This window comes from Chthonobacter albigriseus, assembly GCF_013839445.1.
Lineage (GTDB): Bacteria > Pseudomonadota > Alphaproteobacteria > Rhizobiales > Pleomorphomonadaceae > Chthonobacter > Chthonobacter albigriseus.
In genome coordinates, this window is record NZ_JACDIT010000002.1 from 198,985 (window position 1) to 225,572 (window position 26,588).

At 65.5% G+C, this 26,588-nt stretch carries 21 protein-coding genes and 1 tRNA gene; 6 read left to right on the top strand and 16 right to left on the bottom strand.

The features are described 5' to 3' along the window. The first annotated feature begins 38 nt into the window (after positions 1-38). Both HZ321_RS09135 and HZ321_RS09140 read left to right on the top strand, forming a co-directional pair. Positions 39-113: transfer RNA gene (locus HZ321_RS09135), tRNA-Thr, on the top strand. A gap of 386 nt (positions 114-499) precedes the next feature. Beyond that, complete coding sequence (locus HZ321_RS09140; protein WP_181701980.1) at positions 500-2,113, top strand: glycosyltransferase family protein; 1,614 nt, start codon at positions 500-502, stop codon at positions 2,111-2,113. A gap of 12 nt (positions 2,114-2,125) precedes the next feature. On the opposite strand, the gene HZ321_RS09145 is transcribed toward HZ321_RS09140, so the two are convergent. Together HZ321_RS09145 and HZ321_RS09150 are read right to left on the bottom strand one after the other, a co-directional pair. Beyond that, complete coding sequence (locus tag HZ321_RS09145; RefSeq protein WP_181701981.1) at positions 2,126-2,587, bottom strand: acyltransferase; 462 nt, start codon at positions 2,585-2,587, stop codon at positions 2,126-2,128. A gap of 44 nt (positions 2,588-2,631) precedes the next feature. Continuing rightward, the gene (locus HZ321_RS09150) at positions 2,632-4,245 is read right to left on the bottom strand and encodes an FAD/NAD(P)-binding protein (RefSeq protein WP_181701982.1); all 1,614 of its coding nucleotides are present in this window, start codon (positions 4,243-4,245) and stop codon (positions 2,632-2,634) included. 220 nt (positions 4,246-4,465) lie between these two features. On the opposite strand from HZ321_RS09150, the gene HZ321_RS09155 reads away from it, so the two are divergent. The 3 genes from HZ321_RS09155 to HZ321_RS09165 are packed head-to-tail and all read left to right on the top strand — an operon-like array spanning position 4,466 to position 7,964. After that, positions 4,466-5,407 (top strand): WxcM-like domain-containing protein, encoded by a 942-nt coding sequence (locus HZ321_RS09155; RefSeq protein ID WP_181701983.1) that lies wholly within the window; start codon positions 4,466-4,468, stop codon positions 5,405-5,407. Next, entirely contained in the window at positions 5,404-6,531 is a 1,128-nt protein-coding gene (locus HZ321_RS09160) for a DegT/DnrJ/EryC1/StrS family aminotransferase (protein ID WP_181701984.1), read from the top strand. The genes HZ321_RS09155 and HZ321_RS09160 overlap by 4 nt, the downstream gene beginning before the upstream one ends. Further along, the gene (locus HZ321_RS09165) at positions 6,531-7,964 is read left to right on the top strand and encodes an O-antigen translocase (protein WP_181701985.1); all 1,434 of its coding nucleotides are present in this window, start codon (positions 6,531-6,533) and stop codon (positions 7,962-7,964) included. The genes HZ321_RS09160 and HZ321_RS09165 overlap by 1 nt, the downstream gene beginning before the upstream one ends. 17 nt (positions 7,965-7,981) lie before the next feature. Here HZ321_RS09165 and HZ321_RS09170 read toward each other — a convergent pair whose 3' ends face one another. The 4 genes from HZ321_RS09170 to HZ321_RS09185 all read right to left on the bottom strand — a co-directional run bounded on the left by HZ321_RS09170 (position 7,982) and on the right by HZ321_RS09185 (position 11,991). After that, positions 7,982-8,683: a class I SAM-dependent methyltransferase gene (locus HZ321_RS09170; RefSeq protein WP_181701986.1), complete on the bottom strand. Its 702-nt coding sequence runs from the start codon at positions 8,681-8,683 to the stop codon at positions 7,982-7,984. A 113-nt stretch (positions 8,684-8,796) separates the two neighbouring features. Next, positions 8,797-10,230, bottom strand: a complete 1,434-nt coding sequence (locus HZ321_RS09175; protein ID WP_181701987.1) for an ATP-binding protein — start codon at positions 10,228-10,230, stop codon at positions 8,797-8,799. Beyond that, entirely contained in the window at positions 10,227-10,907 is a 681-nt protein-coding gene (locus HZ321_RS09180; RefSeq protein WP_181702191.1) for a response regulator transcription factor, read from the bottom strand. The genes HZ321_RS09175 and HZ321_RS09180 overlap by 4 nt, the downstream gene beginning before the upstream one ends. Before the next feature lie 214 nt (positions 10,908-11,121). Continuing rightward, a complete protein-coding gene (locus HZ321_RS09185) occupies positions 11,122-11,991 on the bottom strand; it encodes a glycosyltransferase family 25 protein (protein WP_181701988.1) in 870 nt (289 codons plus the stop codon). A gap of 208 nt (positions 11,992-12,199) precedes the next feature. Here HZ321_RS09185 and HZ321_RS09190 point away from each other — a divergent pair, with 208 nt between their 5' ends. Continuing rightward, positions 12,200-13,240 carry a glycosyltransferase family 10 domain-containing protein gene (locus HZ321_RS09190; RefSeq protein ID WP_181701989.1) on the top strand — a complete coding sequence of 347 codons (1,041 nt, stop codon included), beginning with the start codon at positions 12,200-12,202 and terminating at the stop codon, positions 13,238-13,240. 148 nt (positions 13,241-13,388) lie between these two features. Here HZ321_RS09190 and HZ321_RS09195 read toward each other — a convergent pair whose 3' ends face one another. From HZ321_RS09195 to HZ321_RS09240, 10 genes are all read right to left on the bottom strand, one after another. Further along, a complete protein-coding gene (locus HZ321_RS09195) occupies positions 13,389-14,273 on the bottom strand; it encodes a polysaccharide pyruvyl transferase family protein (RefSeq protein ID WP_181701990.1) in 885 nt (294 codons plus the stop codon). Further along, complete coding sequence (locus HZ321_RS09200) at positions 14,273-15,127, bottom strand: glycosyltransferase family 2 protein (RefSeq protein WP_181701991.1); 855 nt, start codon at positions 15,125-15,127, stop codon at positions 14,273-14,275. Before HZ321_RS09200 ends, HZ321_RS09195 begins: the two co-directional genes overlap by 1 nt. Further along, positions 15,124-16,611: an oligosaccharide flippase family protein gene (locus HZ321_RS09205; protein WP_181701992.1), complete on the bottom strand. Its 1,488-nt coding sequence runs from the start codon at positions 16,609-16,611 to the stop codon at positions 15,124-15,126. Before HZ321_RS09205 ends, HZ321_RS09200 begins: the two co-directional genes overlap by 4 nt. 370 nt (positions 16,612-16,981) lie before the next feature. Continuing rightward, positions 16,982-17,962, bottom strand: a complete 981-nt coding sequence (locus HZ321_RS09210; protein ID WP_244635743.1) for a PQQ-dependent catabolism-associated beta-propeller protein — start codon at positions 17,960-17,962, stop codon at positions 16,982-16,984. 25 nt (positions 17,963-17,987) lie between these two features. Beyond that, positions 17,988-19,241, bottom strand: a complete 1,254-nt coding sequence (locus tag HZ321_RS09215) for an ABC transporter substrate-binding protein (protein ID WP_181701993.1) — start codon at positions 19,239-19,241, stop codon at positions 17,988-17,990. Positions 19,242-19,248: 7 nt separating this feature from the next. Beyond that, positions 19,249-20,070, bottom strand: coding sequence for a c-type cytochrome (locus HZ321_RS09220; protein WP_181702193.1), 822 nt, complete (start codon positions 20,068-20,070; stop codon positions 19,249-19,251). A 56-nt stretch (positions 20,071-20,126) separates the two neighbouring features. Beyond that, positions 20,127-21,911: a quinoprotein dehydrogenase-associated putative ABC transporter substrate-binding protein gene (locus HZ321_RS09225; protein WP_181701994.1), complete on the bottom strand. Its 1,785-nt coding sequence runs from the start codon at positions 21,909-21,911 to the stop codon at positions 20,127-20,129. Positions 21,912-22,130: 219 nt separating this feature from the next. Further along, positions 22,131-23,999 (bottom strand): PQQ-dependent dehydrogenase, methanol/ethanol family, encoded by a 1,869-nt coding sequence (locus tag HZ321_RS09230; RefSeq protein WP_181701995.1) that lies wholly within the window; start codon positions 23,997-23,999, stop codon positions 22,131-22,133. A gap of 408 nt (positions 24,000-24,407) precedes the next feature. Further along, on the bottom strand, positions 24,408-25,043 hold the full coding sequence (locus HZ321_RS09235; protein WP_181701996.1) for a response regulator transcription factor: 636 nt from the start codon (positions 25,041-25,043) through the stop codon (positions 24,408-24,410). Further along, a complete protein-coding gene (locus HZ321_RS09240; RefSeq protein WP_181701997.1) occupies positions 25,040-26,416 on the bottom strand; it encodes an ATP-binding protein in 1,377 nt (458 codons plus the stop codon). The genes HZ321_RS09235 and HZ321_RS09240 overlap by 4 nt, the downstream gene beginning before the upstream one ends. Between the last annotated feature and the right edge of the window lie 172 nt (positions 26,417-26,588).

Consider the following 26,588-nt stretch of genomic DNA (forward strand, 5'->3'; position numbering starts at 1 on the left):
TCGGCAGCCCGTTTCGCTATGGAAACCTCCACGCCAGGGCCGGCATAGCACAGCGGTAGTGCAGCGGTTTTGTAAACCGAAGGTCGGGAGTTCGATCCTCTCTGCCGGCACCAATCCCTTCCGGTGGCACAGCCACCGGAGCCGAACTCCGCCGACCTGATCTGCAAGACGGACAAGATGCCGGGTGTCGTCGGGCTGTGGTGGGAAGGGATCTGTTGGCGCCTTACTCTCCGCTTGCCGCCCTGACCCTACGCGAACTGCGCCAACAGTCTGTTGATTTTCGCGACATGATAGAGTGTAAATGATCGAAATTCGGTCATGGGACGGACCACATGCCTCTTTGGGAGCATCGCTTGTTGCCTGCTGTCGTTTTCCTTCTGATTTGGGTGGCAATTGGACTGCTATTCCGGGGCGGATACGTGTCCTTCCATCCCTAGCGAGCCAACGCGTTATTTTTTTAATCTTTGTCGAAATGCCGTAAGTTCTGACTGGAGTATTCATGGACTTACTGGATAGTGAGCAGCAAAAGGCAGAGCAACATTTCCGTTTGCTGATCAACAAGGCATCTCTAGCTGCATCTCGCCGTTCGTGGTTGCATGCAAGCGTTCTTCTGCAGGCGGCCGTGCTTGGCACATGGGCCCGTCATCCCGGCTTCTTCTTCTCCAGGGAAGCTGAAGAATTGGCCGCACGCATCGCCGCGAACACGCTCGGCACCCGTCCGCCCGCCGCACATCCCGTTGAGACGTCCCGACCGCGGCGCATCCTGCACGTTCTTTCGGAAGCCAAGCTGCCGGGCGGCCATACCCGCGCGATCCAGCGCCTGATCGAAGCCGACAGCCAGTCGGTTCATTCCCTGGCCGTCACCCAGCAGCTGGTCCCGTTTCCGAAGGAACTGAAACAGACCATCCACGGGTCCGGGGGCAGAATCCACTTCCTCGACCGTTGGAGCAAGTTGATCGGAACGGCCAGAAAACTTGCGGACCTCGCCGCCGTCCACGACATCATCGTGCTCAGTCCGCATCCGCACGACATCGTGCCGATCCTGGCCTTCGCCGGAAATCCGTCCTGCCCGCCGTTGATCCACTTCAACCATGCCGACCATGTGTTCTGGCTAGGCGCAGGCGTCGCCGACGTGATCTGGAACTTCCGGCGATCGGGCCTGGCTCTTGCCTCCGCCCGGCGAGGAATCGAACCGCACCGAGCCGGCCTCCTGCCGCTGCCTTTGCGCCTCGATGAACGCAGTGGGCGCGCTCCGTCGAAACAGGACGCCCGGCGAAAGCTGGGGTTGCCGGATGATGCCGTGGTCGCCCTGACCGTCGCATCGGCCTACAAGCTGAAGCCTCACGACCAGGCGAACTATTTCGATCTGCACCGTCCGCTTCTCGACGCCTGTCCCGCCCTTCGCATCCTCCTCGTCGGTCCCTCTCCGGACGCCCAGATCTTTCGCGATCTGACTGCCTTCAGCGGTGGCCGCATCCGCTGTGAAGGCATTCACATGGACCTCGCGGATCATCTGGCGGCGGCGGACCTTTATCTTGATTCCACCCCGTTCGCCTCGCAGACATCGCTTCTGGAGGCGGCGGCGGTCGGTTTGCCTTGTGTCAGCTGGCGGACCTTTCCAGCCGAAAATCTTGCAAGCGTGTTCGGAAGCGACGACCCTTCCTTTGACGACCTGCCGGTGTGCTTCACCGACCCCTCGGCGTACCGCAGTCGGGTTGCGTCGTTGATCGACGACGCGGACTTCCGCGTGGCCGAGGGCCGGAAGCTCGCCACGTCGGTCGCACGCCATCATTGCGGCGACGAGTGGAAAGCCTCTCTCGATCGTCTCTACCGGCAGGCGATCGAAAACGCCCGGCAGCGGCCGCATGTCCTGGCGCCGGACCTCGGACCTGCAGAGGTCAACCGGGAGGTCATGCGGCTGCAACTTGGATCGGGGCAATGGGCGCTCGATTCGGAAGGGGCGACCGCATCTTTCCTTCCATTGATCGAGCAGTGGCGGCGATACTGGAGCTTGGAGGCCGGCAAGCGGCCGTCACCGCGGGTCTTCATCCCGTTCTACGTGTCGCGGATGATCCAATCGGTGAAGAACGCTGCTGGCCTGGGGCGGCGCTAATATCGACAGCGCTCAACGAAGCGGTAGCGGTCGGGCCGGGTTGCCCGCCACCGTCGATCCGGCCTCCACGTCGCCGACCACCACGGCACCGGCAGCCACCCTCGCCCCTTCGCCGATGGTTATGCCGGGCAACAGGACGGAACCGGCCCCGATCCAGGCTCCTGCCCGGATCATGGTGGTGGGATACCGGTCGGGATACTGCTTGGACCGCGGATATCGATCCGTCGTGATGGTGACGTTCGCCTCGATCGTGACATCGTGTTCGATGCGCACGGCATCCCAGAGGTGGACGCCGTGGCCGATGCTCACGCGATCCCCGAGGATCACGTCGTTCTCCACGAAACAGTGGGTGCTGAACCGGCAATCGGCGCCGATGACCGCACGCGGAAGGACGACGCAATAGGCATCGATCAACGTGCCATCGCCAAGCGCCATCGACTGGCAATCGGCAAGAGGGTGGATGCTGACGGCCATTCGATCTCGCCACACTCGGTTTCACACGTTCGGCGGATCACTTTCTAAGAAGAGCCCGCCGCAGGCAAGCCGGCCGAAGCCCCGGCCCCGACGAGGGACGCGGCGAGTGCGTCGGCCGTCAGCGGGGCTATGCTCTCGATGCGGCGGACGTTCTCCACGTGCCACAGGCGGAGCTTCTGGTTCCAGACGCCGGCTAGGAGCGGGCCGGCGACGAAAACGCCGTCGCGCACCTCCAAGCCGCCACCGACCTCGAACCCCCGCCCCGTCTCGTTGGCGCGCGCCATACCGGTCGATAGCAAATTCCGGATCAGCGGCACCGTCGAACGTCCGTCGATCTCCTCGAACCCGCCGCAATTGACCACGGCGGCGAAGGTGGTGTCCGGCTGCCGCGCCTGCCCGTCGGTTCCGAGATACCGGAGCGTCACGCCGCCGCCTGACGCGTTCCCCGCGAGACTTTCCAGCCGGCCCGCCAGCATCTCGAGGCGGCCGCTCGCCGCCAGGGACTCCGCGGTGTCCCGGTACTCACGACCGGCGCGCCGGATCAGCCGGGAGAACCGCATGCCGTAGGTGTTGTTGAAAACGCGCGCCTCGCCCTCCGGCAGGCGCGAAAGCACCTGAACCAGCAGCGCACCGAGATGGGAGAAGCTGTCCGCGACCGCAACGCCTTCGGCCGAAAGGTCCGCCACGTCGGCCTCGGCCGCCTCGATCACCTGGCGGGCATCGGTTGGCGTGCCGGCGATCAACTGCTGCATCCTGGCGAAGGGCGGGCTTATCTCGTCCTGCCCGGAGATGCGGTGGGGGAATTGTCCACTCGGCGACAGGGTCACGACCTTCCTCAAGATGCCGTCGAACCGCGGGTCGCTGCCGAGGACGTAGAGGATTTCAAGCGCGCTCGCGTTGGTCCCGACGACGAGGATGTTCCGCTGGTCGGCGGGAGCCCGGGAAAGAAGGTTTTCCAGCGTCCGAAGGTTCTGATCGAACCCCGGTTCGTAGACGTCGTCGATGACCGGCGGGGCGTCGCCCGTTCGACCCTGGACATGGCCTACCCCGCGCGTCGGCGGACTTCCGATGGCCAGAACCACGGAACGGCATTCCAGGGCTCCGCCGCCGTCAGCGGTCGTGAACTTGACCCGGAAACGGTTGGACCGGCCTTCGCCGATCTCGACGACTTCTCCCACCGTCCGGCGCACTGTCAGGAGCCCCTTCGCCTTCGCCTCGGCCAGTTCGCGTTCCATCACCTCGGCCAGGTACAGTCCGAAGAGACGCCGCGGGATGTAGAGCCCGTCCCATTCACCCCTGTCCATCAGCGGGTTGTTCCGGTCCAGCCAACGGTCGAACGCCGGGCCCGACTCCCGACGGGCTTGCTCGGTCCACCAGGACCGCTTCTCTTTCAGCCAGGAAACGAAGGCGTCTAACTCGGCGGGCGGTACGAACTCCTTCAGCGTGGTGATGATCAGGCCGTTAAAAGACGACCGTGACCCGTAAGGCACACCGCACCAGAAACCGGACCGGTCGAACACCTGGACAACCAGCGGAGACGCGGGTCGAACCCCAGCCGACAAACGGTTTATCAGCGCCCGCAAGGTATAGGTTCCGGAGACGCCGGCACCGACGACGACAAGGTTGGCATCCGCCGCGATCTGCGGTTCATGGCTCAACTGAAACTCCACTTCTGCACCTCAAGCGAGACTAACGGACGCGTTTGCCGGTTTCCGACGATTGGACGCCTTGTGTTGCAATGGGCGAAACCCTACGGGAAAGGAGCGATCCGATCGAGGTAGGAACTCGTAGGTACGATGTGGTACTCGACAGGTGTTGCAACGAGTCCGAGGCGTCCCCAATTTTTCCGGAACGCGGTCGCCGTGGAAGGCTGATTTGATGATCCACCAAAAAGCTGAGTGTCTTACTCCAAATATTGGGGCGGGCACTTATGTGTGGCAATTTTCGATTGTCCGCGAAGGTGCAATCCTTGGTGAGGATTGCAACGTTTGCTCCCATTGCTTGATTTCCGATAGTGTCGTCATCGGCGACCGCGTGACGATCAAGAACGGAGTTGCGATACCGGCCGGCGTCATGATCGGCAATGACGCCTTCATCGGCCCGAACGTGACCTTTGCGAACCCTCTCCCAGCAGATGGGGTCGAGCATATCTTCGGCCTTTCCACGGCGACCCGCACCGTCATCGGTACCGGCGCGTCGATCGGGGGCGGCGCGGTTGTTCAAAAGGGCGTCACGATCGGCGACAACGCTCTGGTGGGCGCCGGCGCGGTTGTCACGCTCTCCGTCCCGCCGAATGCGATCGTAGTCGGCAATCCGGCGCGCATCGTCGGCTATGCGAACCAGCCGGAACCGACGAAGTCGGCCGTCGAGTCCTGTCCGAACGGAATTCCCCTCGGCGCCACGCCGACCGAGGTGAGCGGCGTCGTCCTCTATCGCCTCCCCATCGTCAAGGACTTGCGCGGCGACCTCACTGTTGGCGAGTTCGAGAAGACGCTTCCATTCCGGCCGATGCGCTATTTCATGGTCGTGGATGTACCGTCCAGGGAAACGCGTGGAGAGCATGCGCATCGTGAATGCACGGAATTCCTGATCTGCGTGACCGGCAGCTGCACGGTTGTCGCGGACGACGGGCGAAACCGTCAGTCCTTCCAGCTCGACAGCTTCGACCGTGGCCTGTTGCTTCCTCCAGGCGTATGGCGGACGCACTTCAACTACAGCCCCGACGCCATCCTTTTGGTGTTCGCGTCGCACCACTACGATCCTTCGGACTACATCCGGGACTATGACCAGTTCAGGGCCGAAGTCGGAGCTGTGGCATGATTCCGTTCCTGGAGCTCGGGTCGGCTTACCGGGAACTGAAGTCCGAAATCGATGACGCCGTCTCCCGCGTGCTGTCTTCCGGGAGCTACATCCTCGGCAAGGAAGTGGCGGACTTCGAAGAGCAATTCGCCGCCTACTGCGAAGCCGAGGCGTGCATCGGCGTCGGAAACGGTCTCGACGCGCTGCATCTGGCGCTCCTTGCGGTCGGGGTGGGCCCTGGCGACGAAGTGATTGTTCCGTCCCACACGTTCATCGCCACCTGGCTCGCCGTCGCGCAGTGCGGGGCGAAGCCGGTGCCGGTCGAACCCGACTCTCGTACGTTCAACATCGATCCAGAGCGGATCGAGCAGGCGCTGACCGATCGGACCCGCGCGATTGTCCCGGTGCATCTCTACGGACAGCCCGCCGATCTCGATCCGATCCTCTCCGTCGCCCGCAAGCACGGGCTCAAGGTGGTCGAGGACGCAGCTCAGGCCCAGGGCGCCTCGTACAAGGGGCGTCGGATCGGCGGCCATGGCGACGCCGTTTCGTGGAGCTTCTATCCCGTCAAGAATCTTGGCGCTATCGGTGACGCCGGCGCGGTCACCACCAACGATCCGGAAATCGCCCGGCGCCTTCGCCTGTTGCGCAACTACGGCTCGGAAGTGCGCTACTACAACGACGAGATCGGGTATAATTCGCGGCTCGATCCGATCCAGGCAGCGATCCTTGGCGTCAAGCTCCGCCACCTCGACGCATGGAACGCCCGAAGGCAGGTGCTCGCCGACATGTACCTCGACAGCCTGCGCGACTGTATCGAACTGCCAACGACCATTCCCTTCACACGCAGCGTCTGGCACCTCTTCGTGGTCCGGCACCCGAAGCGTGACGAGCTTCAGCGGCGGCTTGCGGAGGCTGGAGTCGGCACGATCATCCACTATCCCGTCGCGTGCCATCAGCAGAAGGCTTTCGCCGATCGGGGCTTCCGGGCATCGGACCTGCCGATCGCGCAAAAACTCGCCGAAACCGTCCTCAGCCTGCCCATGGGGCCGCATCTGTCGACGGCCGACTGCGCGGCCGTGATCGAGAGGGTCAAGTCTACCGTCGCGCAAATGGGAGAGCCGGGCGCGCCCAGCGGAGCTTGATGCCGCAATCCACCAGCAGCCACCGGCACGTCCTGCGGATCCTTGGGATTCTCGGCAGTTCGGCGGTCATCCAGATTGCGATCGGTGTTCTGAAGGTGAAGGCGCTGGCCCTGTTGGCCGGCCCGAGCGGAGTGGGTCTCGCCGGGCTCTTCGCGGCTGTCCTGAGTGTCGGGACCAGCACGGCCGGCATCGGTCTTGGACAGGGTGCCGTTCGCGAGATTGCCGCCAAAGCCGATGATCCGGCGTCGGTGGCCGTGATCCGACGCGCGCTCTTCTGGGGCAGTGTCGCCCTGGGGCTCCTGGGCGCCCTGGTCATGATCGCACTCGCAGAACCCATCGCCGCCTACGCGATGGGCGATGCCGCGCTCGCCTCGCAGGTAAGGTGGCTGGCCGGCGGAGTCGCGGTGGCGGTGGTCGCGGCCGGGCAAGCCGCGCTCCTCAACGGATTGCAGCAGATCCGCGCGCTAGCCGTTCTCGGCGTCGTCGTCAGTGCTCTTGCGGCGGTTGCCGGCGTCGGGTTTGCCGTCGCCTGGGGCCCGGACGGCGCGATCGGCTTCACGCTGGCTGTTCCGGTCGCGTCTCTCCTGGTCGGCACCATCCTCTGCGCCCGTCTGCCGCGTGTCCCGCAGACCGCGTGGCGGTGGCGAGAGCTTCTTCCTTTGCTACGCAGGATGGCCGGGCTGGGCTTTGCGATGACCCTGGCCGGGATAGCCGGGCATCTGGCGCAGGTGACGGTCCGCGCGCTGATCGTCGAGGATCTCGGCCTGGAGGCGGTGGGCCATTTTCAGGCTGCCTGGACCGTCTCCTATCAGTACATGGGCGTGATCCTCGCGGCGCTCGCCATGGACTTCTTCCCCCGGCTCTCGGCGGTCGCGGACGACCGGCCCCGGGCTGCCCGGCTTGTCAACGAGCAGTTCGAGATCGCGCTCCTCTTCGCAGGTCCCGTCCTCACCTGCGCGATGGTCTTCAGTCCGATCGCCATCCAGATCCTCTACACGGCGGACTTTGCCGAATCCGCGCAGGTCCTGCGCTGGCAGATCCTCGGCGACATCGTCAAGATCGCAGCCTGGCCGCTCGGCTTCCTGCTTCTCGCCCAGCGTGCGGGCACCGCGTTCTTCATGACGGATCTGCTTTGGGCCGCGTCCTATCCGGCCCTGGTTGCCCTTCTTCTTCCGTCTTACGGGTTGGAAGCCGCCGGCATGGCGTTCTTGGCCAGCTACACGCTCTACCTGGGGAGCGTGGTGCTGGCCGCGCCGCGCTTCGGCTGCACGATCTCCGCGCAGAACTGGCGTTACCTGGCGGAAAGCGCGCTCTACCTGGTCGCCGGCTTTGCTGTGGCCGACCATGGCGGCATCGGCCCGCTTGCCATTGGCGTGGCGCTGATCGCCGCCCAGTCGGCGACGAACTGGCGCCGGATGCGCCACAACTTCTAGCGTTCCAGCCAGCCCGTTCAGGACGTGATCTGAACGGCGGCGTTCCAATCCGCGACATTGTAGGCCAGATACCGGTAGCGAAGACCGCGACGGGCTATGAACTCGTGGAACGCCTTGAACTCGTGCTCTTTCCAGCCATCGTAGTTGAAGTACTCGTCGAACACGATCACCGTTCCCGGCCCGATATGGTCGTCAAGAGCGTCGAAAACCGCCTTCGTCGACGAGTAGAGATCGCAGTCGATGTGAAGGAACGAGCACTTCCGACCCTGCTCGCTCTTGGCGTATGCCGGCACCGTCGTGTTGAACCAGCCGACGTGGAGGCGCACGTTGGGTCGCACCTTCGGAACCGAACCCTTCGTATTGAAGAAGCCCTTGGTGTATTTGCCGAACCAGTCTTCCGGCAACCCCTCGAAGGAGTCGAAGCCATCGACGACGGTGCCGGCGGGAGCACGGTCGGCGATAAGGTTGATCGTGGCGCCGGAGTAGACACCGAACTCCGCGAACAGTCCCCCGGCCTCGGCATGCGCCAGTCCCTCAAGCAGGACATCCTGCTTGTTCGAGTAGGCCCGCGCGCCCTGCATGTTGGTGGCTGCGTAGTTCGACCCTTCCAGAAGAGCGGCTAGAGTCCGGGCGGACTCGTGCGTGTACACGACCTTGTTCGTGAGCTTGTTCAGCTCCATGGCAATCGCGTGTTTGATTGCTGGAATCAGGTTCTTCATTCTCGATCCGACCAGTCGTGCTTGAAAATCCGGGTGCGGAGGGATGCCAGGCCGGGCAAGGCCGGCTGGATCCCACTGGATCAAGCTAGACCGTGGAAACCGTCGGTTTGCTGTCAGGAGATCGATTTTGAGGCGCCCGGTGTGGCGGCGAACTGGGTCGGGATCGTTCCCTGCGGCGAGGACGGAAAACAGACCTGGACCAGGAAGCCGGCCGGTCCCTCGTGCCGGAGGACGACCGCGCCGTGGAGTTGGGCTATGCGGTCGACAATCTGCGAGCCGAGCCGGGCTCCGCTTGCGGAACCATCCGGCGGGGGCGACTTGCCGTCCCCTGGGCGCGGACGATTGCCGGGCAGACTGTTGGCAACCTCCAACACCCCGACGGCCCTCACAGAAACAGTGATCTCGGTCCCCTCTTCGGTGTGGCGGATCGCGTTCTCGACGAGGTTCCGGATCAGCAGTTCCAGAAGGCTGGGGATCGCGCGCACCTGCGGATCGCCCATCGCCTCCAGGGAGATGACCTTGCCGAACTCGTAGACCAGCGGCGCCATGGCGGCGACGGCCGTCTCGGCGACGTGCCTCAGGCTGACGGTCTCAAAGGTCTGCTCGACCATTCCGTCCAGGCGGGCCAGGGATGTGAGTTGCTCCAGTACGTAGGTAAGGCTGGCCAGGTCATTGAGTGCGTTCCGCGCACGGGGGTCGTCGCAGGTTTCAAGTTCCAGTCGGATCACCGCGATCGGCGTCCGTATCTCGTGCGCTATCGCGGCCGTGTAGACCTTTTGCGCCTGGATCAGATCCGAGATGCGCTGGATGGCTCGGTTCACGGCGCTGCCGAAACTGGCGATCTCGAAAGGCATGCCATCCAGAGCGATCGGGCCCGGCCGGAAGGCCAGATCGAGATTGCCAACCGTTTTTGCGGCGGCGCTGACCGGCTTGAGGGCACGTCGCACGGACCAAACGGTTGCGCCGAACACGAGGGTCAACATCAAAGTCATCGGCAGGAGCATGTGATCGAGGAGCTCGTCGACGATGACCACGTTCGTCAGTCCATCCGGATCATCAACGACGATCAGTTCGATGTGGAAGACACCGTTGCTGCTTTCGAAGCTCTGACCGCCCGCGAACGACAGCGGTTTGCCTGGGCGAAGAGACCGCTGCCAGAACGCCGGGGGCGTGAAACCTTCCGGCATCAGCAGGTTCAGGCATGCCCCTTCGCAGGTCGAGTACACCAGACCGCGCGTCAGATTTCTGATGCGCAGGTAGTAGCCCTTCATATCGCTGCGCGTGGCGTCCGGAATCGAACCCGTGTCGCCAGTCGTCAGAACCTTGGCGTACCGCTCAGCGATAGTGGGGGTGACCGTCAATGTGGTCCCATCCTGAACGGATGCGGCGATCCGTTGCGTCTCCAGTTCGATGATCCGGCGTATCAATCCGTCGTTGTCACGCCAGTACTCGAGAAAGACGAGCGTTGCCTGCAGCGCCATGGCAACGAGTGCGAAAGCCAGGACGCGAACCCCGACGATCCGGATGAGCCGGGGCTGACCCGTCATGGCGAGCCGATCGTCCGCAGCATATAGCCGACGCCTCGTATGGTATCGATGCGGATATCCGCCGCCTGGGTCTCCAAACGCTTGCGCAAGCGAGAGACGCTCAGTTCCAAGGCGTTTGCCGAAACGGCCTCGTCGTATTCGGAAAGCGCCGCCTCCAACCGTCTCTTCAGCACGACCCGGCCGGCGTCTCTCAGCAGCAGTTCCAGCAGGGCGCGCTCGCGCGGTGGCATCGCGACGCTTTGGCCGGCCATCGTGACGAGCGTCGTGGCGGGATCGTAGCGGATCTGACCTGCAGAAAGGATCGGTTGGGCCGTCGACGGCGCCCGCCGCAGCATCGCCCGGCAGCGTGCCAGGAACTCGGCGTGGTTGAACGGCTTCAGGAGGAAGTCATCGGCTCCGGCATCGAGCACCGCGACGCGCTGTTCGATGCCTGCCCGCGCCGAGATGACCAGGATCGGTACAGCGCTGCCCGCCGCTCGCAGGGCACGGATGAGGTCTGTTCCGTCGCCGTCCGGCAAGCCCAAGTCGAGCAGCAGCAGATCGTGGCTGCCTTCCCGCAGTGCGGTCCGGGCATCGGCGATCGTTGAGAATACATCCACGCGCCAGCCCGCGTCGTGAATTCTTTCCACGAGGAGGCCCGTCAAGCGCTGGCTGTCCTCGACCAGTAGAATTCGCAACTCTCGTCCTCGCGATCTGAATCCGAATGTCGCCCCACCCGCCTGGAACCAACAGCCTATTCTCACGTAAAGGAAATTACCAAGAGACATCGTCGATGGTGAGACTACCTATGCTCCGGGACGCGGTGTGCCGGTTCAAACGGGTCCGCGGCGCTGGCCGCCCGGCCTCGGGTCGACAGCTGGTGTCGAACCTGGAGGCGGCGGTCCGGTGCGATCAGGTCGAGGGCGGTGAGATGCGCGGCTGCTCGGGCGTTTCGAGGGGACCGTCTGTCTGCGTCCGACGGAGGCGGGCACGCAGGTCGGTGAGCGGCGCGCCGAGCGGAGAAAGGGCGGCCCACATCCGAAACAGCCGGTCGCGTGCCTTCATGGCGAGGTGGCTGGCGCGCTCCGACGGGGTGAGATCGAGCTGCTCGAGGCGCGCTTCGCCGATCGAGGAGGCCTGGAACCGCTCGAAGAGCGGGAACGGATAGACCGCCAGGTTGACAAGGCCGTGGTCCCAGTAGCGATCCATGAACACGTCCACGGGCGCGGCAACCTGGTTTCCACGGGCCAGCAACCGCTCGGCGCCCCGGCGGGTGATCAGATATCCCTGCGTGCCCAGAGCGAAGCTGGTGATCTGGACGAGGTGGTGATAGCGGTCGAGAAACGGGCTGGCCACATAGCGCATGCGCGGCGGCACCTTGGCGAACAAGCGCAGGTACTCGATCCCGAGATCCTCGAATTCGGTCGAAACAAGGGAGCGTAGGCAGGGCCAGTCGACGACAACATCGTCTTCCAGGACCACCATCTGCGAGACGTCGGACTGCACAAGCCAGCGCCAAAGCGCGTCGTGGCTGCTGTAGCAGCCCAATTCGCCGGCGGTCATGTTCCGGCCCTCGCGATGGCGAGCGCCTTGACTGTCGTAGACGAGCGGCGGCTGAAGCTGACGATGCGCGTCGAAGAAGGACCACTCCATGCCGGCATCGGCGGCGGACCTTGCGAAGGCCGCCCGGCGCTCTGCAGCGTCCGAAAGGCTTATGACCCAGGTCTTCGTGTTGTATGCCATCTGCGTCCCATCTACAGAACACCCCAACCGGTCGAACACTCCGTCTACGGTATATGCGCCGGATTGGGAACGTCCGGGGCTGGGCGTGGCGGTCAGGACCGTCTCTGTCGAGGGGACGACATACGGCGCGAGCGCTGCGTGCCCTTGAGTTTCAAGGGCTCCGGCGGGGACGATTCACATGCGAACGGGATGCGCGCGGCATTCCCGTTTATCCTGTCCTCCGGGGGTCGGCCGACAAGGAGCTGCAATGGAACTGGCAGAATTCAGGAAGCCGCTGATCCGAATCGCTTTCACCGACTTTCCGGGACAGACCAACCCCGGCTTCATCACCCGCCTGCTGTCGGAGCGATACGACGTCCACGTCACGGATCGGGATCCAGACTACGTCATCTATTCCGTTTTCGGCCACGAATTCCTGAGGTTCGACAACGCTATCCGGATCTTCTTCACCGGCGAGAACGTGCACCCTGACTTCAATCTCTGCGACTACGCTTTCTCCTACGATTGGCTCACGTTCGAGGACCGGCACTTTCGGGCCCCGAACTTCATCCTCTACGACCAGTGGACCGATCTCGTCAGGCGGGGATCCTCGAAGGTCCCGCACGCGTCCGCGAAGACGGCCTTCTGCAATTTCATCTACTCCAACGGCGCCGGCCACCCGGCGCGCGACAGGTTTTTCGAACTCCTCACGCGGCACAAGCCAGTGGAGTCCTTCGGCGCCCATCGCAAGAACAGCGCCCGGACGATCGGAGCCGCCTACGATGGGGACTGGAGTTCGCCCAAGGTCGAGGCACAAAGAGACTTCAAGTTCTCCATCGCCTTCGAAAACAGCTCCAGCTCCGGCTACACGACCGAGAAGATCGTCCATGCGCTGGCCGCCGATACGGTCCCGATCTACTGGGGCGATCCGACGATCGCGCGCGTGTTCAACCCGGACCGGTTCATCCATGTCGACGAAGCCAACATGGACGAGGCCGTCGAACGGGTGATCCGGCTCGACGCGGACGATGACGCCTATCTTCGGATGGTCAACCAGCCGTTTTTCCTGGGCGGAGAGGCGCCCCACGAACTGACGCGGGAGGCGCTGCTCGATGCGTTCTCTGCGATCTTCTCGCGGCCGCTGGAGACCGCGGGTCGCCGGAACCCCTACTTCTGGGGGGCCAAGTACGAGCAGCGGCGGCGCCGCGAGGTCAAGGCCGGTCTCCTCCTTGACCGGCTTAGCCGGCCGGCGCTGCTGGGGCGAGGAAAGGCCGCCCTGAAGTCCCTGATCGGCCGAAGCAGGATCTGAAGCAATCCGCGACGGGGACGAAAGACCCGGTCGACCGGAGACTGCTCCCAGCGCCTCCGAAACGAACCAAAGCGTCAGGTCGGCTTGGCCATGTGCCGAATCGGCAAACCGCGAGAGCGGGAGATCGGGAAGACTTTCGTGCGGTCGTTCAGACCGGGAAGTCGGCCCGGATCCGCTCGGCGGCGTGCTGCAGCTTCTCCACGGCCTCGGCCAGCGCGGCATCGGTGCTGAGCTGCGGGTCCACCCGTTCGATCCGCCGGGCGAGATAGTCCGACGCCTTGCGCGCGAACCAGGCGTCCACGCGCCCGTGGCCGGGGATGCGGCGGTAGCCCTTTCTCACGGCCCGTCTCGGAAGGCTGACCGTGTTCACACCCATGGCTTCGTAGAGCGACGTCGGCCGCATGGGGAGGAAATCCGGTCGGATCCCGATCGCGCTTCCCCAGTCCGCCCATTTCATGTGATGGCGGGCGTCCTGCGGTTCGAGCGCGATCCAGGGCACTCTCAACGCGTCGGCCACGATCGCGCCGTGCATGGCCTCCGCCACGATCAGCTCGCTCGCCTTGATGTCCTCGAGCACGTGGAGCGTATCGCCGGTCGGGTCGATGAAGTGGAAGCCCGCGTCGTCTGCCACGGCCTTCCAGGAGCCGCGATCGAGCGATTCGAAGTGCGGGATCAAGGAAACCTTGTGGCGCTTGGGGACAGGGTCGCCGAACCAGGCATTGACCAGCAGCGCGGCGTCGCCGACGACCAGCCGGCGGGAGATGGACAGTGCGTCCGCCGTGAACTCGCCGCGTACCCCGTAGATCCGCCAGCTTTCGTCGATGATCGGTGCCGGAGCGTAGCCGCCGTAGCCGGAACCGAACACGACCTTGAGATCCCGGGCGGGATGCTGATCGTTCAGGATCGAGCCGATGCCCAGGAACAGCCGGTCGTCCTGTTGGTCGAAAAGACCGGGAAACACGCGCGGCAGCAGGACGTGGTTCAACTCGTCGCCGAAATTCGGCTTGGACCCCTGGTAGTAGTAAAGCCGCATTATGTGTTCGCCCCCCGCCTTTTCATGTAGGCCAAAGCGCCTTTGGCGATCTGGACGGCGCGGGCCGGCCGACGGGCCGCGGTCCAGAGGTCGTGCGCCAGAACCCGGCGGTAGTTGAGGAGCCCGTAGTCCGCGGACTTCCGATAGACTGCCCCTGCGCCGTAGTCATAGTACAACAGCTGTTGGAAGGCTGTGCCGAGGTCACGGCCGTGATCATGCCAGACGACCGGCAGCGGCGAATAGACACCGCGCCAGCCGCGGCGCAGCAGCCGAAGCGCCAGCTCCCACTCCTCTCCCGCGAAAGGCGTCCCCGCGCCGAATGTCTCGTCGAAGCGCTCGGTTTCGAGCGCTTGACGGCGGAACGCCATGTTGGAGCCCTGGACAACGCCCCGCGGCAGAAACACGCCCCGATCGAAGGTGGCGGGTTCGGGGTCGGTTCGCGTTCCCAGGGTCGACTGATCGGGCGTGAACGGCTTGATCATGCCGGTTCCGAAGCCGATCGACTCGTCCTGAAAAACCTGGCGCCAGGCGTCGACGAAACCCCGGTCGACATAGCAGTCGTCGTCGATGAACAGGAGGATCTCACCGGTCGCCTCAGCGATCGCGTCGTTGCGGCCGGCCGAGTTTCCGCGTCTGCGGCACTCCACCACCACGGTCTGCGCGACGTCGGCCTGGAAAGCCCGCATCATGGCCTGGGTCTGATCCGTCGAACCGTTGTCGACCAGAATGATCTGCAGGTCCGACCGGTCCGACAGGGCCGCGATGTGGCGCAGGGTCGGCTGTAGCCGCGAGGCCCCGTCCTTGCTGCACAGGACCAGCGTGACTGGCGCTCGGTTGCTGACCGCAGACGTCATGAACTCCCCTTGAGCTGGCTTAAGAGCTGGCGCATCGCCGGCCGGACGCGGGCTGCCTCCACCAGGGCAAGCGCCGCGGCATAGACCAGGACGCCGCTGGCGATCAGCGCGCCGAGGCGGTACACGCGGGCCCAATCCTCGACCTGGGTCTCGACAAGCTTGACGCCTGCGACCATGACCAGCGCGGCCAGGAGCGGCCGCCAGAACTGCTGCAGATAGGTCATCGGACTGATCTGCAGCAACCGGACGGACATGAGGACCGGTATGAACCAGAATGCGAAGGATCGCAGCACGAGACCCGTCAGCAGCACATTGACCCCGTAGGGAGCCAGGATGAGGACGAGCGGGATCGAGGTCAGCGTGCCGGACATCTGGTAGTAGAACCACCAGTCGGCCTTTCCGAGCCCGCGGATCAGGCCGGCCTGCAACAGGCCGACCGATGTGATCAGGCCCTGCACGCAGAGAATCTGCACCGGCAGCGTGGCGATCGCCCAATGCTCTCCGAACAGGAACGGCACCAGATCCCCGGAAACCGCCGCTAGCCCCATGAACAGCGGGAACGAAACGGCCGCCGCGGCATAGGAGGCCATCAGGTATCCCCGGGTGACCCGCGCCCTGTCGTCCTGAATGGTGGAAAAGATCGGGTGCACCGAGGCGCCGAGCGCGCCGCCGACCGTGTCGGCGCAAAGAGCGTAGATCCGCTTGGCGAAGTTCAGCACACCGAGCGCGGCCGGCCCGAGAACCAGTCCGGTCACCGTCTGGTCGATCTGCGTGGAAACCGTGTTGAGGATCCGGGTCCCGGTGGCGAACAGCGCGTACCGCGGCACCCCTCGGACAGCCGAGACGGGCGGCCTCATCGGACGCCAGCCGGCCGCCATGAAGTTGACCAGCGTAATCGCCGCCTGCGCTGCGACCGGCGAAGTCGCCAGCGCCCATAGCCCGTATCCGGCAAACAGCAGACCGAGCGTCACCGCGCCGGCGAACAGCGACGCGAACGTCGCACGGGCCGCCACAACCGAGAACCTCAGGCCACGTTCGACGAGGGCTGCAGGCACGATGTTGAGCGCGTCCAGCGGGATCTTGATGCCGAGCAGGAACAGGATCTCGCTGTGTCCAAGCGTGAAGTCGTCGACCCAGCCGAAAACGGCGATCGTGGACATGCCCGCATAGATCAGCAGCGCCGCCCCCAGACAGATTGCGAACTGGGAATAGAGATCCGCCTGGTCCAGCTTCTTCGCCTGGACGATGTACTCGCCGACGCCCGACAGACACAAGGACGAGGCGATCGTGCAGAGGCTCAAGCAGAAGGCCACGGCGCCGAAGTCCGAGGGACCAAGCCAACGGGAACTCACCATGAACACGGCGAAACTGACGAGGCTCGGGAGAGCCACATTGACGCCCGACCAGACGACAGCTCCGATCGCCCGGCGCTTGAGCGGCCCCGCTGCCGCGGATGTCCGGGCCGAATCGTCGAATTCCACCATCAAGCGCCCAACCGTTCTCCGTCCGCTCCGCTTGCCCCGGGCCTGTGGCTCAAATAGGGCAGATCCGGTCCGCCCTCCGGGGGCGGTCCTGCTGCGGCTCGCTGACGGCGCAGTCCCGGCCTCGTTGCGTTCTCACCCGTCCGCGTGGATGCCCGATCGGCAATGCGGAAGGGCCAGCCGACCTCCGGCAATCGGCCGGATGCGGGCGCACAGACGGGTCAAGACCTGATGGGGCCGGTATAGCAGTCCGGCTTGAGGAAGTCCTCCCTCTAGTTCCCGCTCGATGCCGGTGTGACCGTGTCCGGCCCGGCGGGCGGTTACGCGGGATACCGTCGGACGGAGGCGTCCTCGCGCCCCCGCTCGCGCCGGTTCACGGTTTGATGGCGATACCCCAGGGCAGACGGCCGACGGGGACGGATTTCTCGGCGGTCAGCGTGGCGACGTCGATCACGGTCATGTCGTTGGTGAGGCCATTGGCGACGTAGAGCTTGCCGCCGTCCGGGGCGATCTCCACGTGCCAGGGCCGCTGGCCGACCAGGATGTAGTCGTGGACCTTGTAGGTTGCGGTGTCGACCACCGCGACGCGGTTGGCCGGCCCGAGCGCGACGAAGGCCCACTTGCCGTCGGCGGAGAAGCGCAGGCCGACCGGCTGGATCAGCTCCTGGCGAAGGCCTTGCACCTCGAAGCCGATCTTCTGCACCACCGCGTGGGACGCAACGTCGATCACCGACACGGTGCCGCCGATCTCGGACGTCACCCAGACGGACTTTTGGTCGGGATGGAATTCGGCGTGGCGCGGCCGTGTGTCGACGAGCACGTGGGCGAGCACCTCCAGGGTCTCGTTGTCGATGAAGTGGGCCATCGACGTGCTCTCCGACGTGGCGACGGTGATCTTGGAATCGGCCGAGACCGCCATTCCCTCCGGCTCCACGCCTACCATCACCTCGGTGATCACCTCGCCGGTGTCGCGGGCCATGACGGTCACCATGGCGTCGTCCTCGTTGGCGATGTAGATGCGCTCGCCCTTGGGATCGACGTCGAGCAGTTCCGGGTCCGGGCCGGAGTCCAGCTGCCGGGTAATCTCCAGCGTCTCCGTGTCGATCACGTCGAGGCGGTCGTCGTCGCCGGCGCAGACATAGACCTCCTTGAAATCGTGGCTGATGATGATGCCACGCGGGCGCCGGCTGGTCTTGATCGTCTTGACGATTTCCAGGGTCTGCGAATCGAGGACGGTGACCGTGTTGTCCTTTTCGTTGGTGACGAAGATCGAGCCGGCCTCTGCCGTCCCGACGCCGCCGGCGGTCAGCATGGTGGCGGCGACGAGCGACGCGCGCATGGCACCGATGGTCATGGGATCCTCCCTCCTGATCTCGTTCTCAGTTCTTGAACTTGCAGAGTGTCTCCGGTGCATCGACGCCCAGCGTGTCGAGTTCGGAGGATTCGTGCAGGAAGCCCTCCTGCGGCGACATGGAAACGAGCGCGCGCGGGCCGGCGACGAGGATCGGCTGGCGGAGCTGGTGGTCCCAGGTCCGGAAGCTCATACCGATGCCCTTGTGGCCGGGCGCCTTGAACGCCGGCGCGCGGATGTAGGCGATGGCCTGCTGCGGATCGGCCGAATTGCCCCGCGTGACCGCATCGCCGAACATCTTCGCCGCCAGCCAGGCGTTGTAGTCGCGCTCGCGCATCCAGCGCTTGAAGTGCCGTTCGAAGGAGGACTGCAGCGACAGGCCGCCGAATTGCTCGAAGGCGCGATGCCAGGCCACCCCGACGAGGCCGTGCGTGCCGACCACCGGCCGCGGTCGCTCCGTGCGGTAGAGCAGGTATTCGCCGAAGGCCTCCGCCGCGTCGGCGACGAAGACGACGTCGTGCTCCGGGGCGCCCTGCGTCACCTGGGGCATCTGGGTCTGGATCTGCTGGTGGCCGGATTCGATGCGCCGGGAGCCGGCCTCGAAGGTGTAGGCCCGGATCTCGACGATCTCCGCGCCGAAGCGCGTCGCCGCTCGCTCGATCGCCGCGACGTAGGCCCTGTCCGCCGGCGTCTCACCCGCGATGACGAACCAGCGGTACCAGCGTTTCCATGCGAGATACTGGCCGAGGGCGTCCGCCCGCTGGGCGAAGCTCGGCACCACGTGAAAGACGTTGGCGCGGCAGTCCGCCTGCCGCAGCCGGTCGTCGCTATCGCGGATGTTGAGGATCATGGCGTCTCGCGCTTCGGCAAGATCCGCCACAGCCAAAAGGTCGGCCGCGTCGAGGTCGGCGATGATGAAGCGCTGGCCGGATGCCAGCAGCCGCCGCGCCTCCGGCAGCACGTCGGCGTCGGCCGGTACGACGACCTCCTCCATCTCGTAGGCGTGCCGGAGCAGCATGCCGGTCGCCTGGTTCTCCTTCAGGCCGAGCTGTGCGCCGCTGAGGCCCTCGTCGTCGACGATGGGATCGAGCAGCGACAGCGGCGGCGGGTCTTCGTAGGCCTTGCCCAGGTAGGCGAAGCGGGCGGTGAGCAGCGGCTCCTTGGCAGGCTTCTTGGTCTGCGCCGCGGCGGGCCCGCAGGCGGCCGCGACGAACACTGCGGCGAGGGCGGCGGATGCCCATCGCAGCAGCGGCCGGCGGATCGGCGGGGAAACGGCGGTCATCGCCGGGTCACTTCTTGTGAAGCGACTGGATGAAGGCCACGATCTTCCAGAGGTCGTCGCCGTTCTCGATGATGTCGACGTAAGGCGGCATCGGCCCGACCACGTTCTCCCGGCCCTTGCGGGCGTAGCCGTCGGCCTGGAGATCGTCGGTCCCCTTCGCGATCAACCGGAACAGGGTATCCGGGTCACTGCCGTAGACCCACACCTCGTTGGTTAGCGGGGGGCACATGCCGCCGCCGCCGTTGCCGCCGTGGCAGCCGTTGCAGGAGTTGTTGAGGAAGAGCTGGTGGCCTTCCGTGATCGCGTTGGCGTCGCCCTCGAAGGGGTTCACCAGCGTGCCCTTCGCGGCCGCTTCGATGATCTCGCGCGGGCTCTTCACGACATCGCCGCGGTGGGCGGCCTGCTCGGCGGCGGCGGCCTTCAGCTCGTCCGTCGCCGGGTCGCAGCGGGCCGCGACGATCGCCTTCTTGCCCGACTTACCCAAGAAGACGACCGTGCAGATCTCCGCGTCGGAGATCTCAAACAGCGTCAGTTCGCTGGCCTTCACAGGCGTCGGATCGCCGCCGTTGACGACCACCTCGATGGTCCCCTGCTCGATCGCGGTGACCTTGACGGTGACCTTGCCGTCGGCGAAGGCCTTCTCGGCGCCGGCCTCGATCTTTCCCTGCTGGGTCGGAACTGGGATCCGGTACTTCTCGTCCACCGGCCCCTGGATCGCGACGCGCTCCACGAGACCGGACTTGTCGAGGGGGATGGGACCGAACGCCAGTGCGCTACCGGTCAGAACGATGCCGCAGCAGGCGGCGAGCAGGATACGCTTCACGATCATCGTCACGGTTCTGGATCTCCCGGGGGCTTCCCTCGGGCGTGGTTGGTCGCCACGCCTCATGTTTTCTTCTGGTAGAGCCGCAGGGCCTTGGCGGCCCCGTCGGCGCGGATGGTCGTCGCGATGTCGAGCGCGGTGCGGCCGTCGTTCGACCTGGCGGTGAGGTCGGCGCCGGCTTCGGCGAGGAAGCCGACCATGGCCGCGTTGTTGTGGCCGGCCGCGATCATCGCGGCCGTGACTCCGTGCACGGACCGGGCGTCGAGATCGGCGCCCTTGGCCCGAAGGGCCTCGGCGAGCTCGATGATGGACGGGCCCTGGGCGATCTGGATGTCGCGGTTGTTCGCCTCGTACTGGGTCGCGGCGATCATCATGGCCGTCAGCTTCTCCGTCCCGAAGGTCTCGTCGACCGGGGCGCCGACGGCGATCAGCGTTTCGGCCGCCCAGTACTTCCCCTCGCTGATGGCGAGCGCCAGCGGGGTCACGTCGCCAGGGGCACGGCCAGAGAGATCGGCGCCCCGCTCGGCGAGCAGCCGGACCGTCGGCTGGTGGTTCCTGAGGATAGCGTGGTGGAGCAGGCTCCAACCCGAGAGGTCCGTCGCCGCGATGTCCGCGCCGCGGTCGAGCAGGAAGGCGACCAGGTCGGTGTCGCGGCTCTGGGCGGCGGCGATCACCGCCGGCGTGCCCTGCTTGGAGCGGCGGTTGATGTCCGCACCCTTGGCCAGCAGCGCGTCGATCCGGGCTTCGTCCGAGGCCACGACAGCGCGCTGGAACAGCTCGTTCACGTCGGCGCCCGCCGCCAGGTCCGCCTCGACCTCGGCGATGTCGACGATCTGGCCGGGGTCGGCGAGCGCCGCGTCGATCCGGCGGCCCGCTTCCGGCGCGACGGCCGTGAAGCGCTTGTCGCCCTCCTCCACGATTCGGTCGAAGTAGGTGCCGTGCGAAGGCAGATCGCCGTCCACCACGCAGGTGGAGCAGCGGACAAGCGGAACCCCGAAGTCGACGAGAATGGCCCGGATCTCGTCGCGGCTTGCCTCCAGGGCGAAGTCGAGGGCGAACTTCAGCACCGGGTCGTTGGTGCGCACGCCGAAGGCAAGATCGAACTCCAGGACGACCTGGTCTTCCATCAGGTTGACCGGCTGCAGCGTCAGCGGCGCGCCGTTCTTCTTCACCCAGCCGGCAAACGGCCCCCAGACGCCTGCCGCATCCAACTCCCCGTCGACCACTTTCTGCACCTGCCGCCAGGGCTGGCGCCAGGGCTCCAGGTCGGCGTTCTGGCTGATGACGTGGATGTCGAGCCCTTCCTTCTTGCCGTGGCGGGCCAGGGCCTCGCGAAAGGCGGAGTGCTGGAACACGCCGATGCGCAGGCTCTTCAGCTGCGGGTCGTCGAAGCCGGAGATCGCGATGGCCCGGTCGGTGCGCGTCGCCAGCACGTAGGTAGACCGGTAGATCGGCACCGTGGTCAGGATCCTCTGGTAGCCGAAGGGCACCTCGATGAGGATGTCGCACTCGTTGTTCTCGAAGGTCTCGCGCGTCAGGCCACGTTCGATGTAGGGCCGCCAGAAGGTGGAGACCTTGGCGCCCATCCGGTCGGCGACGGCCTTGGCGATGCGGTTCTGGATGCCCTCCCCCGCCATGTTGGAGAGCGGCATGTTTCCGGGATCGGCGCAGAAATGGAGAGTCTCGTAGCGTCTGGTCTTCGCCGCCTTGCGCGCGGTCGTCTTCTCGGCCGCCGTCATCTGCTCGTAGATGATCTGCTTGTTGAAAACGGGCTTCTGCTCCGCCGCGCCGGCCGGCCGCGCGAGGACGCCGAGAAGAACGGCGGCAGCCATTCCGACGGTCGACATCCACAGGATGCTCCGCCCTGCTCGATCTCCTGGCATCGACTTCCTCCCCGGCGCCGGCCTGTCCAGCCGTAGCCACTCAATAGTATTGCTGCGTATGTCTACGCACTACTCAACCGCGAAACAAATTAAACTCGTGTAATGATCAAACTAATACTTAGACAACGGAAAGCGCTCGGGCAGCATAGCCACCCGAGCACCAGGATTTATTGTTCGATCTACTTATTCGAAGACGCGGAATGTGTAGAGCGAACCACCTTGCGGGATCTTGTCGAGGCCCGCCGCCTTGGCCATGGCCGAGGCGCCGATCGCACCGAACTTGTCTTCCAGATCGAGACCCGCAGTGATCGGCAGGCCGATCCAGCCGCCGATGCCGGCGAAGACCGAGACGTACTGCTTGCCGTCGATCTTGTAGGTGATCGGGTTGCCGATGATCCCGGAGCCCAGCTTCCTGGACCACACGACCTTGCCGGTCTCGCGGTCCACCGCGCGGAAGTCACCGCCCAGCGAGCCGTAGAAGACGAGGCCGCCGGCCGTCGTCAGCGTGCCCGACCAGTTCGGATACGGATCGGGGATCTCCCACACCGTCTCGCCGGTCAGCACGTTGAACTTCTTCAGCTTGCCGGTCACGCCCGGGACTTCCGGGTACATGTAGACGTTGGCGAAGACGTAGACCGTGCCCTGCTGCGTGTGGGTGCGCTGTTGGGGCTCGTCCTCCATGCACCAGTTGTTGGTGGGCACGTAGAACAGCCAGGGCTCCTTCGGGTCGACGGATGCCGGCTGCTGGTCCTTGCCGCCCATTGCGGAGGGGCAGGCCTGGACGTTCTTGCCGACTTCGAAGGGCGAGTGCTCCTTCACCTTGACCGGGCGGCCGGTCTTCAGGTCGACGCTCTCGGCCCAGTTCACGGTGACGAACTTGTTGGCGCGCAGCAGCGTGCCGTCGACGCGGTCGAGCACGTAGGCGAAACCGTTGCGGTCGAAGTTGACCAGCGTCTTTCGCATCACCCCGTCGACTTCCATGTCGACCAGGATGTTCTCGTTGACGCCGTCATAGTCCCACTGGTCGAATGGAGTCTTCTGGTAGGCCCAGACCACTTCGCCGGTGTCCACCTTGCGGGCGAAGATGGTCATCGACCACTTGTTGTCCCACTCGCCGGTGTTGCACTCCTCGTGCGTGTCGGCGCCGCAGCGGTAGGACGGCGACCAGTGGCCCGGGTTGCCGGTGCCGGCGTAGACGATCTTCAGTTCAGGGTCGTAGGAGAACCACGCCCAGGGCGCGCCGCCGCCGATCAGGTGCTCGCCCTCGGGATAGGAGGTGAGGCCGATGTCCTTGCCGGAGATGCCGTAGTGCGGGTTCGCCTTGTTGGTCTCCGGCGTCAGGCAGACGTCCGCGTCGGAGCCGGTGGAGTGGCACTTCCAGACTTCCTTGCCGGTCTCCAGGTCGTAGGCGACCGTGCGGCCGCGGGCGGCGAACTCGTCGCCGCCGAAGCCGGCGATCACGTACTTGTCGGCGATCAGCGCGGGGCCGGTGTGGGTCTCGCCATGTTCGGGATAGGCGTGCTTGACGACCCAGACTTCCTTGCCGGTCCGGGCGTCCAGCGCGATGATGAAGCCGTCGAGGGTATGGACGACGATCTTGCCGGAGGCGTAATTCAGGCCGCGGTGGACGACGTCGCAGCAGGCGCGCGGCACGGCCGATTCATCGCGGTCCGTCTTCTTGACGTAGTTCCAGATCTGCTTGGGGTTGTCGGGATCGGAGAGGTCCAGGGCCTGGACGATGTTCGGCCAGGCCGACGCGAAGAACATCATCGGCTTGCCGTCGATCTCGACGACGACCGGCTGTCCCTCGTGGCCGCGCAGCGCGCCGGTCGACTGGGACCAGGCCATCTGCAGCTTGCCGACATTGTCCTTGTTGATGTCGCCGAGCTCGGAGTAGCGCGTCAGCGCCATGTCCTTGCCGGGCGCCGCCCACAGGTTGGGGTTCTTCGAACGCTCGATGATTTCTTCATTCGCAGCTGCCGTTCCAACCAGCGCCGCCGTGCCGAGGGCAAGGCAGAGGGTTCCGGCGAGCCACTTCGCTCGACGCTTCATTGGGTTTCACTCCCGTGTGGATGTTGCATACGCCCGGCGACCGGTTCCCCGATCCGAACCGCCGGGCATTCCCGTGGGGGACATGCCGCCGGTACCCATGGCTCGTCGTCCGTCCGACCGGAGGGACGGTCGGGAATTGGACCACGATGAAGGCCCGGTTTTCTTGTGTACCGGTCCGGTGCGGCAGCCGAGCCTAGGGAGTTCGGCCGATGCAACGATGGGTACGGGGTCGGAGAATACTGATCGGGAGGAAGAAACGAATGGAGGATCTTCCCGATTTTTCCCTCTTGCTTTCCCGATCACCGGAGATGGAGAAAGTTTAATCTTACCGCAACGCAGCAATGACTTGGCGGGACCGTTTCCGATCGGACGGCGCCGGACCCGATGCCCCCCCGGCAGCCGCCCGGCCTAGCCGACGATGTGGTTCCGGCGATTCTCCAGCGCGAAGCGGATGAGGTCCGCGGTCCGGTCCACGCCCACCTTCGCCTTGATGCGCGTGCAGGTGTTGGCGACCGTCTTGTAGGCGATGCCGAGGGCGTTGCCGATGTCCAGCATGCTGCGGCCGTCGGCCAGCATGCGCAGGATCTCCAGCTCGCGGTTGGTGAGCTGCGAGTCGGCGATCAGTTCGGCGGTGGAGAAGGCGGCGACGGCGATCTCGCCGGCGATGGCGGAATCGACGTAGGGCTCGCCGCGGGCGGCGCGGCGGATCGCCGTGACCAGCTGGTCGGAGGTGGCGCTCTTGGAGACGTAGCCGAGCGCGCCGGCGCGCCGGGCGGAGGTGGCGTAGACCACGTCGGAGTACATGCTGAAGACCACGACCTTGGCCGCAGGGTCCTCGATCATGAAGCGGCGAAGCAGTTCCAGGCCGCTGCCCTCGCGCAGGTTGATGTCGAGGACGACGACATCCGGCTTGCTCTTGCGGAACAGCGCAAGCCCCTCCTGAAGTCCCTCCGCCTCGATGTACTCGATCCCGTCGAGTTCGGCGAGAAGCCGACCGACGCCCTCCCGGACGATCACATGGTCGTCCACGATCAAGACCTTCATGTTTCCTTCCCTCCAACGGGCGCTTCTGCGAGCGCGCTTCTATTGTTGCCGGACAGCGGGACAATGGCGTTGACCGCCGTGCCGCGTCCGGCCGGATTGCGTTCGATCGCGAGCATGCCGCCGAGCGCGGCGACCCGCTCGCGCATGCCGATAAGGCCGTAGCCGGTCGGCCTGTCCTTCGGGTCGAAGCCGCGGCCGTCGTCGACCACCACTACGGCCGCCTCCTGCCCCATCGGCACGATCGAGACCTCGATCTTGCGTGGCTCGGCGTGCTTGATGGCGTTGCTGAGGGCTTCCCGGATCACCGCCAGAATGACCCCGTCCAGGACCTCCCCGTAGCTCGCCTCCGGGACGTCGAGCGCGAAAGCGACGTCCGGACGGCGGCTGCGATGGAAGTCGACGATCTCGCGGACGGCGGCGGCGAGCCCCAGCGAGCCGAGCACGCCGGGCCGCAGCTGGCCGAGGATGCCGCGGACGTGCAGGCGCGCGTGGGACGCCGCGGCCTTGATCGATGCGGCCTTGGCGGCGATGTCGCCGCCGCGCGGTCCGCCGCCGGTCTCCTTGACGATGACGGCGATGGCCGCCGAATCGACGTCCACCGCGAACAGGAACGGGCCCACCTCGTCGTGCAGGTCGCGGGCGAGTTCGGCGCGCTCCTCGTCCTGCAGCCGGACGAGTTGCTCGGCGAGCTGGCGGTTCTTTCCCGCCATGTCGCCCAGCCGCTCGGCCATCTCGTTGTAGCCCTGGCATAGCCCGGCGAGTTCGGGCGAGCCGGTCTGCGGCAGGCGGGTGGAGTAGTCGCCGGCGCCAATGCGGCGGTAGGCCTCTGCGAGGGCGCCGATCGGCTTCAGCGAGCGGCTGATGATCACCGAGACGAAGCCGAAGGACGCGATGAAGAAGCTGGCGAGCACGGTCAGCGTGATCTGCACGTCCGCCCAGACCTCGTCGACCTCGCTGCGCGGGTCCGGCACCAGGAGGATCGCTCCCACCGGCATGGGGATGGACGGCACGTCGATCCGCTCCGTCTCGAAGCTCGGCGCGACGGCGGCCAGGAACCAGTCGGGCACGCGGTTCTCCGGCGGCGGCACGCGCGATTGCGCCACCACGCCGCCGTCGCGGTCGACCAGCGTCGCCTGCACGTGGCGGTCGCCGTCGAAGATTGTCACCGTCTCCTCCAGGTGGATCTGCGGGCGGAACGACCGGGTGAGTTCCTCCATCCGGCGCTGGACGGTGTTGCGCGCCACCTCCATGGCGGCCGCCATCTCGATCTCCACCTTGCGCTGGGCGTGCAGGTAGGTCAGCACGCTCCCGGCGAGAAGCGCCCCGACGAGCACAAGCGTGATGGCGCCGACCAGCCGTCCCCGTAGCGACACTCCGCCCTCCCCGATGAAGTGACGGTCTCGTCATCGGCCCTGTCGCCTGCCCGTGCACGTTAAATTCCGTCCATCTGCAGGCTAGATCGCGGTCACGACGTCGCATCGGGAAGTAATTCCCGGGATCCCGTTGGGATATTTTCTCTGTATGACGGAGAAGCCACCAACAGCA

Excerpts from the sequence above, each read along its gene's own strand:
- HZ321_RS09200 (WP_181701991.1), bottom strand. The coding sequence starts at position 15,127 with ATGACGTCTGCGGTCAGCAACCGAGCGCCAGTCACGCTGGTCCTGTGC.
- HZ321_RS09220 (WP_181702193.1), bottom strand. The coding sequence starts at position 20,070 with ATGATCGTGAAGCGTATCCTGCTCGCCGCCTGCTGCGGCATCGTTCTG.
- HZ321_RS09210 (WP_244635743.1), bottom strand. The coding sequence starts at position 17,962 with ATGACCATCGGTGCCATGCGCGCGTCGCTCGTCGCCGCCACCATGCTG.
- HZ321_RS09230 (WP_181701995.1), bottom strand. The coding sequence starts at position 23,999 with ATGAAGCGTCGAGCGAAGTGGCTCGCCGGAACCCTCTGCCTTGCCCTC.
- HZ321_RS09235 (WP_181701996.1), bottom strand. The coding sequence starts at position 25,043 with ATGAAGGTCTTGATCGTGGACGACCATGTGATCGTCCGGGAGGGCGTC.
- HZ321_RS09175 (WP_181701987.1), bottom strand. The coding sequence starts at position 10,230 with ATGACGGGTCAGCCCCGGCTCATCCGGATCGTCGGGGTTCGCGTCCTG.
- HZ321_RS09195 (WP_181701990.1), bottom strand. The coding sequence starts at position 14,273 with ATGCGGCTTTACTACTACCAGGGGTCCAAGCCGAATTTCGGCGACGAG.
- HZ321_RS09145 (WP_181701981.1), bottom strand. The coding sequence starts at position 2,587 with ATGGCCGTCAGCATCCACCCTCTTGCCGATTGCCAGTCGATGGCGCTT.
- HZ321_RS09155 (WP_181701983.1), top strand. The coding sequence starts at position 4,466 with ATGATCCACCAAAAAGCTGAGTGTCTTACTCCAAATATTGGGGCGGGC.
- HZ321_RS09165 (WP_181701985.1), top strand. The coding sequence starts at position 6,531 with ATGCCGCAATCCACCAGCAGCCACCGGCACGTCCTGCGGATCCTTGGG.
- HZ321_RS09190 (WP_181701989.1), top strand. The coding sequence starts at position 12,200 with ATGGAACTGGCAGAATTCAGGAAGCCGCTGATCCGAATCGCTTTCACC.
- HZ321_RS09225 (WP_181701994.1), bottom strand. The coding sequence starts at position 21,911 with ATGTCGACCGTCGGAATGGCTGCCGCCGTTCTTCTCGGCGTCCTCGCG.
- HZ321_RS09140 (WP_181701980.1), top strand. The coding sequence starts at position 500 with ATGGACTTACTGGATAGTGAGCAGCAAAAGGCAGAGCAACATTTCCGT.
- HZ321_RS09205 (WP_181701992.1), bottom strand. The coding sequence starts at position 16,611 with ATGGTGGAATTCGACGATTCGGCCCGGACATCCGCGGCAGCGGGGCCG.
- HZ321_RS09170 (WP_181701986.1), bottom strand. The coding sequence starts at position 8,683 with ATGAAGAACCTGATTCCAGCAATCAAACACGCGATTGCCATGGAGCTG.
- HZ321_RS09215 (WP_181701993.1), bottom strand. The coding sequence starts at position 19,241 with ATGACCGCCGTTTCCCCGCCGATCCGCCGGCCGCTGCTGCGATGGGCA.
- HZ321_RS09160 (WP_181701984.1), top strand. The coding sequence starts at position 5,404 with ATGATTCCGTTCCTGGAGCTCGGGTCGGCTTACCGGGAACTGAAGTCC.